Source organism: Streptomyces sp. NPDC046261, assembly GCF_040646235.1.
GTDB lineage: Bacteria > Actinomycetota > Actinomycetes > Streptomycetales > Streptomycetaceae > Streptomyces.
In genome coordinates this window covers 118,762-134,569 of sequence record NZ_JBEYZU010000014.1, presented here as the reverse complement: position 1 = coordinate 134,569, position 15,808 = coordinate 118,762, and the positions used below count along the sequence as shown (strand labels likewise).

15 protein-coding genes are annotated in these 15,808 nt (G+C 75.2%); 11 read left to right on the top strand and 4 right to left on the bottom strand.

Annotated features, from left to right (window positions below):
- Positions 1 to 56: 56 nt before the first annotated feature.
- The gene (locus ABZ956_RS23005) at positions 57 to 2,798 is read left to right on the top strand and encodes an alpha/beta fold hydrolase (protein WP_361896713.1); all 2,742 of its coding nucleotides are present in this window, start codon (positions 57 to 59) and stop codon (positions 2,796 to 2,798) included.
- Positions 2,795 to 3,649, top strand: coding sequence for an ABC transporter permease subunit (locus ABZ956_RS23000; RefSeq protein ID WP_361896710.1), 855 nt, complete (start codon positions 2,795 to 2,797; stop codon positions 3,647 to 3,649). The genes ABZ956_RS23005 and ABZ956_RS23000 overlap by 4 nt, the downstream gene beginning before the upstream one ends.
- Before the next feature lie 11 nt (positions 3,650 to 3,660).
- Here ABZ956_RS23000 and ABZ956_RS22995 read toward each other — a convergent pair whose 3' ends face one another.
- Complete coding sequence (locus ABZ956_RS22995; protein ID WP_361896707.1) at positions 3,661 to 4,572, bottom strand: SDR family oxidoreductase; 912 nt, start codon at positions 4,570 to 4,572, stop codon at positions 3,661 to 3,663.
- Positions 4,573 to 4,705: 133 nt separating this feature from the next.
- Here ABZ956_RS22995 and ABZ956_RS22990 point away from each other — a divergent pair, with 133 nt between their 5' ends.
- The 4 genes from ABZ956_RS22990 to ABZ956_RS22975 are packed head-to-tail and all read left to right on the top strand — an operon-like array spanning position 4,706 to position 8,128.
- The gene (locus ABZ956_RS22990; protein WP_361896704.1) at positions 4,706 to 5,455 is read left to right on the top strand and encodes an enoyl-CoA hydratase family protein; all 750 of its coding nucleotides are present in this window, start codon (positions 4,706 to 4,708) and stop codon (positions 5,453 to 5,455) included.
- Positions 5,456 to 5,469: 14 nt separating this feature from the next.
- Positions 5,470 to 6,318, top strand: a complete 849-nt coding sequence (locus tag ABZ956_RS22985) for a CoA-transferase (RefSeq protein ID WP_361896781.1) — start codon at positions 5,470 to 5,472, stop codon at positions 6,316 to 6,318.
- On the top strand, positions 6,315 to 7,079 hold the full coding sequence (locus ABZ956_RS22980) for a CoA-transferase (RefSeq protein WP_361896701.1): 765 nt from the start codon (positions 6,315 to 6,317) through the stop codon (positions 7,077 to 7,079). Before ABZ956_RS22985 ends, ABZ956_RS22980 begins: the two co-directional genes overlap by 4 nt.
- Positions 7,076 to 8,128, top strand: a complete 1,053-nt coding sequence (locus tag ABZ956_RS22975) for a nitronate monooxygenase (protein WP_361896698.1) — start codon at positions 7,076 to 7,078, stop codon at positions 8,126 to 8,128. The genes ABZ956_RS22980 and ABZ956_RS22975 overlap by 4 nt, the downstream gene beginning before the upstream one ends.
- A gap of 28 nt (positions 8,129 to 8,156) precedes the next feature.
- Here the strand turns inward: ABZ956_RS22975 and ABZ956_RS22970 are convergent, their stop codons facing one another.
- The 3 genes from ABZ956_RS22970 to ABZ956_RS22960 are packed head-to-tail and all read right to left on the bottom strand — an operon-like array spanning position 8,157 to position 10,765.
- Complete coding sequence (locus ABZ956_RS22970) at positions 8,157 to 9,314, bottom strand: acetyl-CoA C-acetyltransferase (protein WP_361896695.1); 1,158 nt, start codon at positions 9,312 to 9,314, stop codon at positions 8,157 to 8,159.
- A 21-nt stretch (positions 9,315 to 9,335) separates the two neighbouring features.
- Positions 9,336 to 9,950 (bottom strand): TetR/AcrR family transcriptional regulator, encoded by a 615-nt coding sequence (locus tag ABZ956_RS22965; protein ID WP_361896778.1) that lies wholly within the window; start codon positions 9,948 to 9,950, stop codon positions 9,336 to 9,338.
- A gap of 14 nt (positions 9,951 to 9,964) precedes the next feature.
- Entirely contained in the window at positions 9,965 to 10,765 is an 801-nt protein-coding gene (locus tag ABZ956_RS22960; RefSeq protein WP_361896692.1) for an SDR family oxidoreductase, read from the bottom strand.
- Positions 10,766 to 10,810: 45 nt separating this feature from the next.
- On the opposite strand from ABZ956_RS22960, the gene ABZ956_RS22955 reads away from it, so the two are divergent.
- From ABZ956_RS22955 to ABZ956_RS22935, 5 genes are all read left to right on the top strand, one after another.
- Positions 10,811 to 11,647, top strand: a complete 837-nt coding sequence (locus tag ABZ956_RS22955) for an enoyl-CoA hydratase (protein WP_361896689.1) — start codon at positions 10,811 to 10,813, stop codon at positions 11,645 to 11,647.
- Positions 11,647 to 12,822 (top strand): acyl-CoA dehydrogenase family protein, encoded by a 1,176-nt coding sequence (locus tag ABZ956_RS22950; protein ID WP_361896686.1) that lies wholly within the window; start codon positions 11,647 to 11,649, stop codon positions 12,820 to 12,822. The genes ABZ956_RS22955 and ABZ956_RS22950 overlap by 1 nt, the downstream gene beginning before the upstream one ends.
- Positions 12,819 to 13,835 carry an acyl-CoA dehydrogenase family protein gene (locus ABZ956_RS22945; RefSeq protein ID WP_361896683.1) on the top strand — a complete coding sequence of 339 codons (1,017 nt, stop codon included), beginning with the start codon at positions 12,819 to 12,821 and terminating at the stop codon, positions 13,833 to 13,835. Before ABZ956_RS22950 ends, ABZ956_RS22945 begins: the two co-directional genes overlap by 4 nt.
- Before the next feature lie 22 nt (positions 13,836 to 13,857).
- Complete coding sequence (locus ABZ956_RS22940; RefSeq protein WP_361896681.1) at positions 13,858 to 15,183, top strand: FUSC family protein; 1,326 nt, start codon at positions 13,858 to 13,860, stop codon at positions 15,181 to 15,183.
- An 84-nt stretch (positions 15,184 to 15,267) separates the two neighbouring features.
- Positions 15,268 to 15,774 (top strand): MarR family transcriptional regulator, encoded by a 507-nt coding sequence (locus ABZ956_RS22935; RefSeq protein ID WP_361896678.1) that lies wholly within the window; start codon positions 15,268 to 15,270, stop codon positions 15,772 to 15,774.
- Positions 15,775 to 15,808: the final 34 nt, after the last annotated feature.

Genomic DNA, 15,808 nt, shown 5'->3' with positions numbered 1-15,808 from the left:
GGACCCGCCGCACCGGTGCCGCTCAGGTGGAAACCGGCTCCGCTTAGCATTCGAACATGAAGCTGCGTTTCCCCCGGCCACGCGGGCGGCGGCCGCTCGCCGCCACGGCCGCCGTCGCCGTGCTCGCCGGTGCCGGCACCTGGACCGTGGCCTCGGCCACCGGCGGCGATCCACCCGTGCACCGCGAGGACCGGCTGATCGGCATGCCCGAGGCGGCCGGCAGCCGGGACACCGTCCGCATCGACACCTCGTTCTTCACCTCCGGGCCCGCCGGGGGGCGCAGGCCGGCCGTGCTGCTCGCGCACGGCTTCGGCGGCAGCAAGGACGACCTGCAAGACCAGGCCGAGGAGCTGGCCCGTTCCGGCTATGCGGTGCTCACCTGGTCGGCGCGCGGCTTCGGACGGTCCGGCGGGCGGATCGCGCTCAACGACCCGGACCGCGAGGTCGCCGACGTGAGCCGGCTCGTCGACTGGCTCGCCCACCGCCCCGAGGTCCGGCTGGACGCGACCGGCGACCCCAGGGTCGGCATCGCGGGCGGCTCCTACGGGGGTGCCGTCGCGCTCCTCGCCGCCGGGCACGACAAGCGGGTCGACGCCATCGCGCCGCAGATCACCTACTGGAACCTCGCCGACGCGCTCTTCCCCGCCGACGTCTTCAAGAAACTGTGGGCCGGGATCTTCTTCACCACCGGCTCGACCACCACCGGCTCGACCACCCCCGGCCCGGCGACCACGGGCATCGACGGCGCGGCGGACGCCCCGCCCACCGGCGGCGGCTGCGGCAGGTTCGAGAAGAGCCTGTGCGAGATGTACGAGCGCGTGGCGGTGGCCGGCAGGCCGGACGCGGCGGCGCGCGCCCTGCTGGAGCGCCGCAGCCCCTCGGCCGTGGCGGACCGCATCAAGGTCCCCACCCTCCTCGTCCAGGGGCAGAGCGACTCGCTGTTCCCCCTCGACCAGTCCGACGCGGCCGCCGAGGCCATCCGGCGCAACGGCGCGCCCGTCGCCGTCGACTGGATCGCAGGCGGCCACGACACCGGCACCTCGGGCGAGGAGGGCCGCGTCGAGCGGCGCACGCGCGCGTGGTTCGACCGTTACCTCAAGGGCGACGAACACACCGGCACCGGCCCCGCGTTCCGCGTCAGCCGCACCGGAGGCATCGACACCACCGACGGCAGGGCACGGACGCACGCCGCGACGGGAACCCGCTACCCCGGGCTGCGCAACGAAGCCCGTACCGTCGCGCTGACCGGCGGCGAGCAGTCGTTCGGCAACCCGGCCGGTGCGACGCCGCCGGCCCTGTCCGCCGTGCCCGGCATCGGCGCGGTCTCCCAGCTGTCGGGCCTCGGCCTGGGGGTGTCCCTCGACTTCCCCGGCCAGCACGCGCGGTTCGACTCCGGCAAGCTCACCGAGGGCGTACGCGTCACCGGCTCGCCCACCGCCAAGGTGAGGATCGCCTCGGACTCCGGCGAGGCCGTGCTCTTCGCCAAGGTCTACGACGTGGGGCCGGGCGGACAGCAGGTGCTGCCCGGTCAGCTGGTGACGCCGGTGCGCGTCGGCGACGCGAAGGACGGCAGGACCGTCGAGCTGCGGCTGCCGGCCATCGACCACACCTTCGAGGCCGGGCACCGGATGCGGCTGGTCCTCGCCGCCACCGACCTCGGCTACGCCTCACCGGCCGGGCCCGCCACCTACACCGTCTCCCTCGCGGGCGGCGGGGACGGCGGCGGCCTGAGCGTCCCGACGGCGCCCGGGGTGCGGACCGGTTCGGCCGGGCTGCCGTGGTGGACGTGGGGGCTGCCGGCCGGAGCCGCGCTCGTCGCGGCGGCCGTGCTGCTGACCGGGCGGCGGCGCACGGCCGTGCCCGCCCCGGATCCGGCACTGGCGGACGTGCCGCTGCAGATCACGGGCCTGAGCAAGCGGTACGCCAAGTCGGCCGACCGGTACGCCGTGCGGGAGCTGTCGTTCCGGGTCGAGCGCGGGCAGGTGCTGGGGCTGCTGGGGCCGAACGGCGCCGGCAAGACCACGACGCTGCGCATGCTCATGGGCCTCATCCGCCCGGACGCGGGAGAGATCCGGGTCTTCGGGCACGCGATCCGGCCGGGCGCGCCGGTGCTGTCGCGGGTCGGCGCGTTCGTGGAGGGGGCGGGTTTCCTGCCGCACCTGACCGGGCGGGCCAACCTGGACCTGTACTGGCGGGCGACCGGCCGGCCCGCCGGGGACGCGCGTCTGGAGGAGGCCCTGGAGATCGCGGGGCTGGGCTCCGCGCTGGACCGGCCCGTGCGCACGTACTCGCAGGGCATGCGGCAGCGCCTGGCGATCGCCCAGGCCATGCTGGGCCTGCCGGACCTGCTGATCCTGGACGAACCGGCCAACGGCCTGGACCCACCGCAGATCCGGGAGATGCGCGAGGTGATGATCCGTTACGCGGCGGGCGGGCGCACCGTCATCGTCTCCAGCCATCTCCTCGCCGAGGTCGAGCAGTCCTGTACGCATCTGGTGGTCATGGACCGCGGGCGGCTGGTCAGCGCCGGGCCGGTGGCGGAGATCGTGGGTTCGGGCGACACGCTGCTGGTGGGCGTCGAGGGACGGCTGTCGGAGGTGACGGTCGACAAGGTGGCCGCCCTGCCCGGGGTGGCGTCGGCCGTGACGACCGACGAGGGGCTGCTGGTGCGGCTCGACGGCGCGAGCGCGCCGGAACTGCTGGTGGAACTGGTCCGGCTGGAGATCCCGGTGGCGAGCGTGGGCCCGCACCGGCGGCTGGAGGACGCGTTCCTGACCCTGATCGGAGGCTCGGCATGAGCGCGGCGCAGGCATCCGCACCCGGTTACCGCGCGCGGCACACCCTGCCGTTGCGCGTGGAGGCGGCACGGCAGCTGCGGCGGCGCCGCACGCTGGTGATGGGGGCGGTGCTGGCCGTGCTGCCGTTCGTGCTGATCGCGGCCTTCGCGATCGGCGGCGACCCCGCGGGGCGCGACGGGCGGGTGACGCTGATGGACACCGCCACCGCGTCGGGGCTGAACTTCGCGGCGACGGCGCTGTTCGTCTCGGCGGGGTTCCTGCTGGTGGTTCCGGTGGCGCTGTTCTGCGGTGACGCCGTCGCCTCGGAGGCCAGCTGGTCCTCGCTGCGCTATCTGCTGGCGGCGCCCGTGCCGCGCTCCCGGCTGCTGCTGAGCAAGCTCGTGGTGGCCCTGGGGTTCAGTGCTGCGGCGATGGTGCTGCTGCCTCTGGTGGCGCTGGTCGCCGGGACGGCGGCCTACGGGTGGGGGCCGTTGCGGATCCCCACGGGCGGCTCGCTGGACGCGGGGACGGCCACCGGACGGCTGGTGGTCGTCGTCGCCTTCGTGTTCGTGAGCCAGCTGGTGACGGCCGCGCTGGCGTTCTGGCTGTCGACGGTCACGGACGCGCCGCTGGGCGCGGTCGGGGGCGCGATGGGGCTGACCATCGTCGGGAACGTCCTGGACGCGGTGACGGCGCTGGGGCACTGGCGGGATCTGCTGCCCGCGCACTGGCAGTACGCCTGGGCGGACGCGCTCCAGCCCCATGCGGAGTGGGGCGGCATGATCAAGGGGACGGCGGTGTCGGTGGCGTACGCGCTGGTGCTGTTCGCGCTGGCGTTCCGGCACTTCCGGGGCAAGGACGTGGTGTCCTGACGGGCCGGTCGTCACCCCGCCCCGTACACCGGCCTCGGCATCCGCATGCCGGGCAGGAGGTCCCGCACCGCCTGCCCCGCCTCCGTCGGCGTCCAGCGGTCGGCCTTGTCGGCCGCCGGTCCCGGGTGCCAGCCCTCCATCACGGTGATGCGGCCGGCCTCCGCCTCGAAGACCTGGCCGGTGACGCCGGTGGAGGCCGGTGAGGCGAGCCAGGTCACCAGCGGGGAGACGTTGGCGGGAGCCATGGCGTCGAAGCCGCCGTCCGCCGGTGCGGCCATCGCCGCTGCGAAGGGCCCCTGCGTCATCCGGGTGCGTGCGGCCGGGGCGACGGCGTTGACCTGGACGCCGTAGCGGTCCAGTTCGGCGGCGGCGACGAGCGTGAGGGCGACGATGCCGGCCTTGGCGGCGGCGTAGTTGGCCTGCCCCACGCTGCCCAGCAGCCCGGCGCCGGAAGTGGTGTTGACCACGCGTGCGGCCGGCACCCGGCCCGCCTTGGCTTCCGCGCGCCAGTGCGCGGCGGCGTGCCGGAGGGGCAGGAAGTGGCCCTTGAGGTGGACGCGGACGACCGCGTCCCACTCGTCCTCCTCGAGGTTGACCAGCATGCGGTCGCGCAGGAAGCCGGCGTTGTTGACGAGGGCGTCGAGGCGCCCGTACGTCTCCAGCGCGGTGGTCACGAGCGAGGCGGCGCCCGTGCCGGTGGCGACGTCGCCGGTGTGGGGGACGGCTTCGCCGCCCCGGGCGCGTATCTCCCCGGCGACCTCGTGTGCGGGGCCCGCCGAGGCCCCCTCGCCGTCCGGTCCCGTGCCGAGGTCGTTGACGACGACGCGGGCACCCTCGGCGGCGAGGGCCAGGGCGTGGGCCCGGCCCAGGCCCCGGCCGGCGCCGGTGACGACGGCCACGCGGCCGGTGCAGATTCCGCTCATGTCAGGGCTCCCGGCTCGGGCGGTGGCCGGCATCGGCGGCGTCCGGAGTTCCGCTCATTTCGCGCCTCCCGCAGTGAGCAGTCCGCTGCTACCTTCGGCAATACCTAACAAACGTTTGGTGGAAAGGTAACTGATGGGCGTCTCCACCGCATACCCCGAACCGGGCCTGGCCGTCGTCACCGTGGACTTCCCGCCCGTCAACGCCCTTCCCGTACAAGGCTGGTACGCCCTGGCGGAGGCCGTGCGGACGGCGGGCGGCGACCGCGCGGTCCGCTGCCTCCTGCTCACCGCCGCCGGGCGCGGTTTCAACGCCGGTGTCGACATCAAGGAGTTGCAGCGCACGCCCGGCCACCAGGCGCTCCTGGGTGCCAATCACGGCTGCGCCGAGGCGTTCGCCGCCGTCTACGAGTGCGCGGTCCCCGTCGTCGCCGCCGTGCACGGCTTCTGCCTGGGAGGCGGCATCGGCCTGGTGGGCAACGCCGATGCCGTCGTCGCCTCCGACGACGCCACCTTCGGCCTTCCCGAGCTGGACCGGGGCGCGCTCGGCGCCGCCACCCACCTCGCCCGGCTCGTCCCCCAGCATCTGATGCGCACCCTCTACTACACCTCCCGCACCGTCACCGCGCAGGAGCTGCACCGGCACGGCTCCGTGTGGCGGGTCGTGCCGCGCGCGGCGCTGAGCGAGGCCGCGCTGGACCTGGCGCGGGAGATCGCGGCCAAGGACGGCTCGCTGCTGCGGCTGGCGAAGGCCGCCCTCAACGGCATCGACCCCGTCGACGTCCGCCGCAGCTACCGCTACGAGCAGGGCTTCACGTTCGAGGCGAACCTCAGCGGGGTCGCCGACCGCCACCGGGAGGCGTTCGTGGCGAAGGAGCGGCCGTGAGCACCGACAAGACCATGACCGCCGACGAGGCCGTGGCCCGGCTGGAGAGCGGCATGACGATAGGCATCGGCGGCTGGGGCTCACGCCGCAAGCCGATGGCGCTCGTACGGGCCGTCCTGCGCGCCGGCCTCACCGACCTGACCGTGGTCTCCTACGGCGGCCCCGACGTCGGGCTGCTGGCGGCGGCCGGGCGGATACGCAAGCTCGTCGCGGCCTTCGCCACCCTCGACTCGATCCCCCTCGAACCGCACTTCCGCGCGGCCCGCGAGCGCGGCGAGCTGGAGCTGATGGAGCTGGACGAGGCGATGTTCATGTGGGGGCTGACGGCCGCCGCGCACCGGCTGCCGTTCCTGCCGGTGCGGGCCGGGCTGGGGTCGGACGTGATGCGGGTCAACCCCGGGCTGCGGACGGTCACCTCCCCCTACGCGGACGGCGAGGAGCTCGTCGCCGTACCGGCGCTCACCCTCGACGCGGCCCTGGTCCACCTCAACCGCGCCGACCGCCGCGGCAACGCCCAGTACCTGGGCCCGGACCCGTACTTCGACGACCTGTTCTGCGAGGCCGCGCGCCAGGCGTACGTCTCCTGCGAACGCGTCGTCGACAGCGCGGAGTTCGCCTCCGGCGGCGGGCCGCAGACGCTGCTGGTGCAGCGGCACTGCGTCACCGGCGTCGTCGAGGCGCCGGGCGGCGCCCACTTCACCTCCTGCGCACCGGACTACGAGCGGGACGAGGTCTTCCAGGCGGCGTACGCCCGGGCCGCCGCCGACCCGGGCGCGTGGCGGGAGTTCACGGAGCGCTTTCTGTCCGGCGACGAGGACGACTACCGGGCCGCGGTCGCGGCCTCGGTCCGGGAGGGCGTATGAGCGGCACGGCGGGAGCGAGCAGGGCGGAGACGTGCGTCGTGGCGTGCGCGGAGGCGTGGCGCGGGAACGGCGAGATCCTGGCGAGCCCGATGGGGGTGGTGCCCACGATCGGCGCGCGGCTGGCGCGGCTGACGTTCGCGCCGGAGCTGCTGCTGACGGACGGCGAGGCGACGCTGATGGCCGACGTGCCGCCGCTGGGCTCGGGGCCCGCGGTGGCCGAGGGCTGGCTGCCCTACCGCCGCCACCTGGCGCTGGTCACCGGCGGCAGGCGGCACGTGATGATGGGCGCGAGCCAGCTCGACCGGCACGGCAACCAGAACATCAGCTGCATCGGCGACTGGGAACGGCCCGCCCGCCAACTGCTGGGCGTCCGCGGCGCCCCCGTCAACACCCTCAACCACCCCACCAGTTACTGGATCCCCCGGCATTCGCCCCGGGTCCTGGTCGAGCGCGTCGACATGGTCTGCGGCGTCGGCTACGACCGGGCGGCTGCCGCCGGGCCGTCGGCGGCGCGCTTCCACCGCATCCCGTGCGTGGTCACCGATCTCGCCGTGCTGGACTTCGAGACCCCCGGCCGCACGATGCGGGTACGTTCCCTGCACCCCGGTGTCACCGCCGACGAGGTGCGGGCGGCCACCGGCTTTCCCCTCCCCGTCCCCGCCGCCGTCCCGGTCACCCGCTCCCCCACGGCCGCCGAGCTGCGCCTGATCCGCGAGGTCCTCGACCCGGCGGGGCTGCGGGATGGCGAGGTGCGGCCATGAGGACGGCGCTCACCGACCTGGTGGGCGTCCGCCACCCCCTCGTGCAGACCGGGATGGGCTGGGTCGCCGGCCCCCGCCTGGTGACCGCCACGGCCGAGGCCGGCGCCCTCGGCGTCCTGGGCTCGGCGACCATGACGCCCGGGCAGCTGCGCGCCGCCATCAGGGAGGTGAAGTCCCGCACGGACCGGCCCTTCGGGGTCAATCTGCGCGCCGACGCGGGCGACGCGGCCGAACGCGCGGCGATCATCGTGGCGGAGGGGGTGCGGGTGGCCTCCTTCGCGCTGGCCCCCTCCCGCGAGCTGATCGCCCGGCTCAAGGACGCCGGCGTCGTGGTCATCCCCTCGGTCGGCGCCCGGCGGCACGCCGAGAAGGTCGCGGCCTGGGGCGCGGACGCGGTCGTCGTGCAGGGTGGCGAGGGCGGCGGGCACACCGGGCAGGTCGCGACCTCCGTGCTGCTGCCGCAGGTCGTCGACGCGGTCGGGATCCCGGTCGTGGCGGCGGGCGGCTTCCGGGACGGCCGGGGCCTGGTCGCCGCCCTCGCCTACGGCGCCGCGGGCGTCGCCATGGGCACCCGCTTCCTGCTCACCTCCGACAGCCCGGTGCCGGCGCCGGTCAAGGCCGCCTACCTCGCGGCGTCGGTGGGGGACGTCACCGTCACCGACCGCGTCGACGGCCTTCCCCACCGGATGCTGCGCACGCCCTTCGTCGCCGGCCTCGAGCACGCGGGCCGCGCCGGGGTGCTCGTACGGGCCCTGCGGCACGCGGCGGCGTTCCGGAAGCTGTCGGGCCTGAGCTGGCCGCGGCTGCTGCGGGACGGGCTGGCCGCGCGGCACGGCAGGGACCTCACCTGGGCCCAGGTGCTGCTGGCCGCGAACACCCCGATGCTGCTCAAGGCCGCCATGGTGGACGGCCGCACCGACCTGGGCGTGATGGCCGCCGGGCAGGTGGCGGGCGTCATCGAGGACCTGCCGTCCTGCGCCGAGCTGGTCGGGCGGATCATGGCGGAGGCGGACGACGTCCTGCGGCGCCTGGCGACGCGCCCGGCGTAGCGCGGAGCCGGGGCGGCCGCCGGGGCGTTCACAGCCGCTCGATGACCGTGACGTTCGCCTGGCCGCCGCCCTCGCACATCACCTGCAGGCCGTAGCGCCCGCCTGTGCGCTCCAGTTCGTACAGCAGTGTCGTCATCAGCTTCGCGCCGGTCGCTCCCAGGGGGTGGCCGAGGGCGATCGCGCCGCCGTTGACGTTCACGCGCTCCGGATCGGCTCCGGTCTCCGTCAGCCAGGCCAGGACCACCGGCGCGAACGCCTCGTTGATCTCCACCAGGTCGATGGCGTCGAGCGTGAGCCCGGCCCGTCGCAGGGCGTACGCGGTGGCCGGGATGGGCGCGGTCAGCATGAGGATGGGGTCCTCGCCGCGCGCCGAGAGGTGGTGGACGCGGGCGCGGGGCGTCAGGCTGTGGTCGCGTACGGCGCGTTCGCTCGCGATCAGCAGGGCGGCCGCGCCGTCGGAGACCTGGGAGGAGACGGCGGCCGTCAGCCGGCCGCCGGGCACGACGGGTGCGAGGGCGGCCATCTTGGCCAGGGAGGTGTCCCGGCGCGGTCCTTCGTCCGTGCTCACGTCGCCGTAGGCGACGATCTCGCGGGTGAAGCGGCCCTCGTCGATGGCGCGCAGCGCGCGGTGGTGGGAGCTGAGCGCGTACCGCTCCATGTCCTGGCGGGAGATTCCCCACCGGTCGGCGATCAGCTCGGCGCCGTGGAACTGGCTGACGGGCCGGTCCGCGTAGCGGGCCCGCCAGCCCCGGGAGCCGGCGAACGGCCCCCGGGTCAGTCCCAGTGGCTCGGTGGCGCGCTGGAAGGCGTAGCCGATGGGGATCTGCGACATGTTCTGGGTGCCGCCCGCCACGACGAGGTCCTGGGTGCCGGAGAGCACCGCCTGGGCGGCGAAGTGGACGGCCTGCTGGCCGGAGCCGCACTGGCGGTCGACGGTGACGCCGGGTACGTGCTCGGGGAGCCCGGCGGCCAGCCAGCTGGTGCGGGCGATGTCGCCGGCCTGCGGCCCGACCGTGTCGAGGCAGCCGAGGACGACGTCGTCCACGGCGGCCGGGTCGGCGCCCGTGCGCTCCATCAGCGCGGTGATGACGTGCGCGCCCAGGTCGGCGGGGTGCGCGCCGGCCAGCGCGCCGCCGCGCCGGCCGACGGGGGTGCGTACCGCTTCGACGATGTAGGCCTCGGCCATGGCTGCTGCTCCCGCGGGTCGTCAGTCCCGTACGGCGATGCCGTCCAGGACCATGGACAGATACTGACGGGCGATCTCCTCCGGGCTGTGCGCCCCGTGCGGCCGGTACCACGACGCCGCCACCCAGACCGTGTCGCGCAGGAAGCGGTAGGTGAGCCGGATGTCGAGGTCGGGGCGGAAGGCACCCTCGGCCGTGCCGCGCTGGAGGGTGCCCAGCCACAGCCGCTCGAACTTCTCCTGGGATTCGGCGAGGTAGCCGAAGCGGGGGTGGTCGACGAGGTGGCGGGCCTCCTTCTGGTAGACGGCGACGGCGGCACGGTGCCGGTCGATCTCCCGGAAGGACTCGGTGACCAGGGCCTCGATGGTCGCGCGGGGCCCCAGGCGCGCGGCGACGACGGCGTCGTAGCCCTCCCACAGCTCGTCGAGGAAGGTGGAGAGGATCTCGTCCAGCATCGACTCCTTGGAGTCGAAGTGGTAGTAGAGGCTGCCGGCGAGCATGCCGGCCTCGTCGGCGATCCGGCGGACGGTGGTGGCGCTGTAGCCCTGCTCGGCGAACACCTCGGCCGCCGTCGCGAGCAGTTCGCCGCGCCGGTCGGGCGCCGGCCTGTCGGTGGTGGTCTTCTTGCTGATCGGCACCTCTTCATTCTCGGTCACGCGCGCTGGCTGCTGACGGCGACGGTCTCGCCGGTCATGTACGAGGAGTAGCCGCTGGCGAGGAAGACGATGACGTTGGCGACCTCCCAGGGCTCGGCGGCCCGGCCGAACGCCTCGCGCCCGGCCAGCTCGGCGAGCAGTGCGGGCGTGGTGACCCTGGCCAGGTGCGGGTGGGCGGCGAGGCTGGGCGAGACGGCGTTGACCCGCACGCCGTAGGCCGCCGCCTCGACGGCCGCGCAGCGGGTGAGGGCCATGACGCCGGCCTTGGCGGCGGCGTAGTGGGCCTGGCCGCGCTGGGCCCGCCAGCCGACGACGGAGGCGTTGTTGACGATGACGCCGCCGGTGCCGCTCGCCCGCATGCGGCGCAGGGCGGCGCGGGTGCAGCGGAAGGTGCCGGTCAAGGTGGTGTCGAGGACCTTGTGCCACTGGTCGTCGGTCATGTCGGCGAGGTCGGCGGTGCCGCCGAGGCCGGCGTTGTTGACGAGGATGTCGAGCGTGCCGTGGCGGCGTTCGGCGAGGTCGAGCAGCCCGGCGACCTGGTCGTCGTCGGTGACGTCGCAGGGCACCCCGGCCACCCGCCGCTCGCCGAACTCGTCGGCGAGGGCGGCGATGTGGTGTGCGAGGCGGCGCGCGTGGGCGTCGCCGAGGACGACGCTCGCGCCTTCTTCGAGGAAGCGCCGGGCCGTGGCGCCGCCGATGCCGGTCCCCGCGGCCGCGGTGATGACGGCGGCGCGCCCGGACAGCAGGTCGTGAGCGGGGACGTAGGGCGGGGGGCCGGGACCCTCGACGCTGCTCATGGCCCCACGCTAACCTACCAAACACTTGTTAGGGAAGGATGTCCGATGGCCCCTGACGCAACGGTCCTCTACGAGCGGCGCGCCCCGCTCGCACGGATCACCATGAACCGGCCGGAGTACCGCAACGCCCAGAACTCGGCGATGACTTACGCCCTGGACCGGGCCTTCTACCGGGCGGCCGACGACGACGAGGTCAAGGTGATCGTGCTGGCGGGGGCGGGCGAGCACTTCTCCGCCGGCCACGACATCGGCACACCGCGGCGCGATGCCCATCTGCCCTTCGAGCGCCGGGCGGGCCTGTGGTGGGACCACTCGGACAAGGAGGGCGCGGAGCAGCGGTTCGCCCGCGAGTCCGAGGTCTATCTCGGCATGTGCCGCCGCTGGCGGGAGCTGCCCAAGCCGGTGCTGGCGAGCGTGCAGGGTGCCTGTGTGGCGGGCGGGTTGATGCTGGCGTGGGTGTGCGACCTGATCGTGGCGAGCGAGGACGCCTTCTTCGCCGACCCGGTCGTCCGCATGGGCATCCCCGGCGTCGAGTACTTCGCGCACCCGTGGGTGATGCCGCCGCGCGTGGCCAAGGAGTTCCTCTACACCGGCGACCGGATGAGCGCGCGGCGCGCGTACGAGGTGGGCATGGTCAACCACCTGGTGCCACGGACCGAACTGGCCGCCGCCACCGACACCTTGGCGGGGCGCGTGGCGCGCATGCCCCGCATGGGTCTCGCGCTGGCCAAGCGGGCCGTCAACCAGGCCGAGGACCTGCAGGGCCTGCACGCCGGACTGGACTCCGTCTTCGGGCTGCACCATCTGGCGCACGCGCACAACGCGGAGACCTCCGCGGACCCGCTGGGCGGCATGGACGTCCGCGCCATGAAGGACGCCTGATGGACCTGGACTTCGGCCCCGGGGAGACCGCGTTCCGCGCGGAGGCCCGCGCGTGGCTGGCCGACCACGTGCCCTCGGCGCCGCTGGCCTCGCTCGAGACCCGGCAGGGCTTCGCCGAACACCGGGCGTGGGAGCGGACGCTGTACGAGGGCCGCTGGTCGGTGGTGTCCTGGCCGTACCGCTTCGGGGGGCGGGACGCCACGCTGCTGCGGTGGCTGGTCTTCGAGGAGGAGTACTACGCGGCCGGCGCCCCCGCCCGGGTCTCCCAGAACGGCATCCATCTGCTGGCCCCCACGCTCTTCACGCACGGTACGGACGAACAGCGCGCCCGCCTCCTGCCCGCCATGGCGAGCGGGGAGACGGTGTGGGCCCAGGCGTGGTCCGAGCCGGAGTCGGGCTCCGACCTGGCCTCGCTGCGGTCCACCGCGGTCCGCACCGAGGGCGGCTGGCTGCTCGGCGGGCAGAAGACCTGGTCCTCGCGGGCCGCCTTCGCGGACCGCGCCTTCGGGCTGTTCCGCAGCCACCCGGGCGCGGGGCGGCCGCATCAGGGGCTGACGTACGCGATGTTCCCGCTCGACGCCGAAGGGGTGAGCGTGCGGCCCGTCGGCCGGCTCGACGGGCGGCCGGCCTTCGCGGAGATCTTCCTCGACGACGTCTTCGTGCCCGACGCGGACGTCGTCGGCGAGCCCGGCGACGGCTGGCGCGTCGCCATGAGCACGGCCGGCGACGAGCGCGGGCTGACCCTGCGCAGCCCCGGCCGCTTCACCGCGGCGGCCCGGCGGCTCGCCGCACTGTGGCACTCGGCCGCCGACCCCGGCGACACCGCGCTGCGCGACCGGGTCGCGGACGCGGTGATCGGCGCGCGGGCCTACCAGTTGTACGGCTACGCCCAGGCCGCGCGCGGCGTCGGCGGGGGCGCGGGCGGTGCCCGGTCCAGCCTCACCAAGGTCTTCTGGTCCGAACTCGACCTCGCCCTGCACGAGACGGCGCTGGACCTGCTGGGACCGGACGGCGAGCTCGCGGACGACGCCGACAGGCGGCGGCACCCGCACGGCGGCTGGGCGGACGGCTGGACGTTCGCCCTCGCCGGGCCGATCTACGCCGGCACCAACGAGATCCAGCGCGACGTCATCGCGGAGCGCCTGCTCGGCCTTCCCAAGGGGCGGCGGGGATGAGGTTCGCGCCGGAACCCGAACAGGTGGCCTTCGGGCAGGTGCTGGAGCGCATCTTCGCGGCGGCCGGCACCCCGTCGGTCGTACGGGCCTGGGCCCGCGGTGAGCACGGCCCGGGGCTGGCGCTGTGGGGGCGGGCCGCGCGGGCCGGCGTCTTCACTCCGGCGGCGCCGGAGGCCCTCGGCGGGGTGGGCGCGCTGCCGGTGGAACTGGCCGTCGCCTGCGTCGCGTGGGGCCGGCACTGCGTTCCCGGCCCGCTGGTGGAGACGGTGGCGGCCACGGTCCTGCTGACGCGTCTGGCGGAGTCGGGCGAGCCGGCGCCCGCCCGGGCGTGGGTGCCACGCGTGTGCGAGGGACAGGCGCGGGTGACGCTGGCGGCGCCGGCCGCGGGCCCGTACGCGCTGGACGCCGACGTGGCGGACGCGCTCTTCGTGGTGACCGCCGACGACGAGCTGCGCCTGGCGCCCGGCCACGGCCCGGTGCGGCGTTCGCTCGACCCCGCGCGGCGGCTCGCCCGTCCCCGCCCGGGCGGGCAGCTGCTGGCCGCGGGGCCCCCGGTGCGGGACGCGGCCGCCCGGGCCGCCGAGTGGGCGGCGTTCGCGACCGCCGCCCAGGCCCTCGGCGTGGGCCTGACCCTGCTCGACCGGACCGTCGCCTATGCCCGGCAGCGCGTCCAGTTCGGCCGGCCCATCGGCTCGTTCCAGGCCGTCAAGCACCGCCTCGCGGACACCCTCGTCTCCCTGGAGTTCGCCCGGCCCCTGCTGGACGCCGCCGGTGTGGCGCTGGCGGCGGGCGGGCCGGGGGCCGCGGCGGACGTGGCGGCCGCGAAGGTGGCCGCCTGCGAGGCCGCGTACGCGGCGGCCCGTACCGCGCTGCAGGTGCACGGGGCGATCGGCTACACGGCCGCGTACGACCTGTCGCTGTGGATCGGCAAGGCCCGGGCGCTGCGCTCGGCCTGGGGAAGCCCGGCCGACTGCCGGGCGAGGGTCCTCCAAGGAGATATCATTCACTTGTAAAACACCTGTTAATCTCTTCTGTATGGCGAAGCCCTCCTCTCCCCGGCCCCGGCCTCTGCCCTTGCCGATGCGCGGCCTGATACGCCTGAAGCCGGCGGCGGCCGGCTGGCCCCGGCCGGCGTTCAGCGCGGCGGCCGCGATGGCGGTGGCCGACGGCACGCTGCTCGCCCTCGACCGCCTGGACCTGGCCCTGTACACGGCCGCCGGGGCGCTCTGCGCGCTCTACGGGCACGACCGGCCGTACGCCCTGCGCGCCCGGACCCTCGCCCTGGTCGTCCTGGGCGCGGTCGGCGGCGTCGGGGTGGCGCTGACCTGCGCCGCCCTCACCGCGTCCGCCCCGCTGCTGGTCCTGTGCGCCGCGCTGGTGGCGGCGGTCCAGAAGGTGGTGTGCGACGCGAGCAGGATCGGCCCGCCCGGCCCCATCGTGCTCACCTTCATCACGTCGACCGCGTTCTTCGTGCCGCAGCGGCCCGGCGAGATTCCCGGCCGCCTCGGCCTCGTCCTGGCCGCCGGCACGCTGGCCTGGCTGATCTGCATGGCCCCCGCGCTCGTCCGCCCGCACGCTCCCGCCACCGGCCCCCGCCCCGCGCCGGGCACCCTGGCGCGGCTGCGCCGCGGCTCGCCGCTGGTGCCCGTGGGCGTCCGGGTCGCGGTCGGGGCCTGCCTCGCGGGCTGGACCGCGCTGGCGCTGGGCAGCGCCCACCCGTACTGGGCGGTCGTCACCGCCGCCGCGGTCTTCCAGGCCAACACCACGCTCTCCTGGCAACGGGCCGTGCAGCGCGTCCTGGGCAACCTCCTGGGCCTGCTGCTCTTCACCGCGCTGCTGCCGCTGGTCAGGACGGGCGAGGCGGCACTGGTGCTCGTCGCCCTCGCCCTGCAGATCGGCGCCGAGGCGGTCATGGCGCGGAACTACTGGCTGGGCAGCCTGTGCGTGACACCGATGGCCCTGCTGCTGGGCGAGTTCGGCGGGGCGCACCCCGCCGGCGGGCTCGTCGCCGACCGCTGGACCGACACCCTCGTCGGCGCCGCCATGGGCCTGCTGGTCTGTGTGCTGATCACCAACCGGCGCGCGGCGGACCGGGTCGACGCCGCCCTCGCGCACGCCGCGGCCGCCCGCGGCGCGGCCGCGGCCGCCCTGCACGAGCAGGCGCCCGACGACGAGGCGGCCCGGGCCCGGGACCGGCTCGCGGCGGCGCTGCGGGAACTGCGCGAAGCCGCGGACGTCGCCGCTGGCGAGTGGTGGCAGCGCGCCCTCCCGCAGGACCGGGTGGCGCTGGAGGAGCGCGAGGGCCGGCGGATCCTGGCCGCGCCGGGCGAGCGGGAACGGGCTTCCGCGACCGCCGCGTGAACGCGGGGGTACTCCAGTGGGTCCCGTCGGAACCGGCCACGGCAGAATCTTTACCGAGAGCACCCACCGGAGAGGACCGACACTGTGGCCGAGGACATCGTCGCGCGCGTGCTGCGCCAGTGGCAGCAGGTCCACCCGGGACTCGACACCGCGCCGATGGCCGTCATCGGCCGGCTCAACCGCTGCGCCGCCCTGCTCCAGCAGGCGACGGACGCCCCACTGGTGCGGGAAGGACTGACCCGGGCGGAGTTCGACATCCTGGGCACCCTGCGCCGCACGGGCCGGGAGCTGACCCCGGGGCAGATCGCGCGGGAGACCTTCGCCTCCGGTGCGGCCGTCACCAAAAGACTACGGGTTCTGGAGGGCAGGGAACTGGTCGCCCGGCGCCCCGACGACCGCGACCGGCGAGTGGCGCACCTTTCCCTGACCCGGGCCGGCGAGGAGCTCATCGACCGGCTCATCCCCCTCCAGCTCGGTTACGAGCAGGCGCTGCTGGGCGGCCTGGGCAAGGACCGCCAGGCCGAGCTCGCGGACACCCTCGCCGAGCTCCTCGTCCTCCTGGAGGGCAGGCTCGGCGGCCTGCAGCCCTGACGCCCCTGGGGGCGCCCCGGCCCGAAGGCGCCCG

What these genes read in the sequence shown, in the direction of transcription:
- ABZ956_RS23005 (WP_361896713.1), top strand. Translation starts at nt 57, where the DNA reads ATGAAGCTGCGTTTCCCCCGGCCACGCGGGCGGCGGCCGCTCGCCGCC.
- ABZ956_RS23000 (WP_361896710.1), top strand. Translation starts at nt 2,795, where the DNA reads ATGAGCGCGGCGCAGGCATCCGCACCCGGTTACCGCGCGCGGCACACC.
- ABZ956_RS22995 (WP_361896707.1), bottom strand. Translation starts at nt 4,572, where the DNA reads ATGAGCGGAATCTGCACCGGCCGCGTGGCCGTCGTCACCGGCGCCGGC.
- ABZ956_RS22990 (WP_361896704.1), top strand. Translation starts at nt 4,706, where the DNA reads ATGGGCGTCTCCACCGCATACCCCGAACCGGGCCTGGCCGTCGTCACC.
- ABZ956_RS22985 (WP_361896781.1), top strand. Translation starts at nt 5,470, where the DNA reads ATGACCGCCGACGAGGCCGTGGCCCGGCTGGAGAGCGGCATGACGATA.
- ABZ956_RS22980 (WP_361896701.1), top strand. Translation starts at nt 6,315, where the DNA reads ATGAGCGGCACGGCGGGAGCGAGCAGGGCGGAGACGTGCGTCGTGGCG.
- ABZ956_RS22975 (WP_361896698.1), top strand. Translation starts at nt 7,076, where the DNA reads ATGAGGACGGCGCTCACCGACCTGGTGGGCGTCCGCCACCCCCTCGTG.
- ABZ956_RS22970 (WP_361896695.1), bottom strand. Translation starts at nt 9,314, where the DNA reads ATGGCCGAGGCCTACATCGTCGAAGCGGTACGCACCCCCGTCGGCCGG.
- ABZ956_RS22960 (WP_361896692.1), bottom strand. Translation starts at nt 10,765, where the DNA reads ATGAGCAGCGTCGAGGGTCCCGGCCCCCCGCCCTACGTCCCCGCTCAC.
- ABZ956_RS22955 (WP_361896689.1), top strand. Translation starts at nt 10,811, where the DNA reads ATGGCCCCTGACGCAACGGTCCTCTACGAGCGGCGCGCCCCGCTCGCA.
- ABZ956_RS22950 (WP_361896686.1), top strand. Translation starts at nt 11,647, where the DNA reads ATGGACCTGGACTTCGGCCCCGGGGAGACCGCGTTCCGCGCGGAGGCC.
- ABZ956_RS22945 (WP_361896683.1), top strand. Translation starts at nt 12,819, where the DNA reads ATGAGGTTCGCGCCGGAACCCGAACAGGTGGCCTTCGGGCAGGTGCTG.
- ABZ956_RS22940 (WP_361896681.1), top strand. Translation starts at nt 13,858, where the DNA reads ATGGCGAAGCCCTCCTCTCCCCGGCCCCGGCCTCTGCCCTTGCCGATG.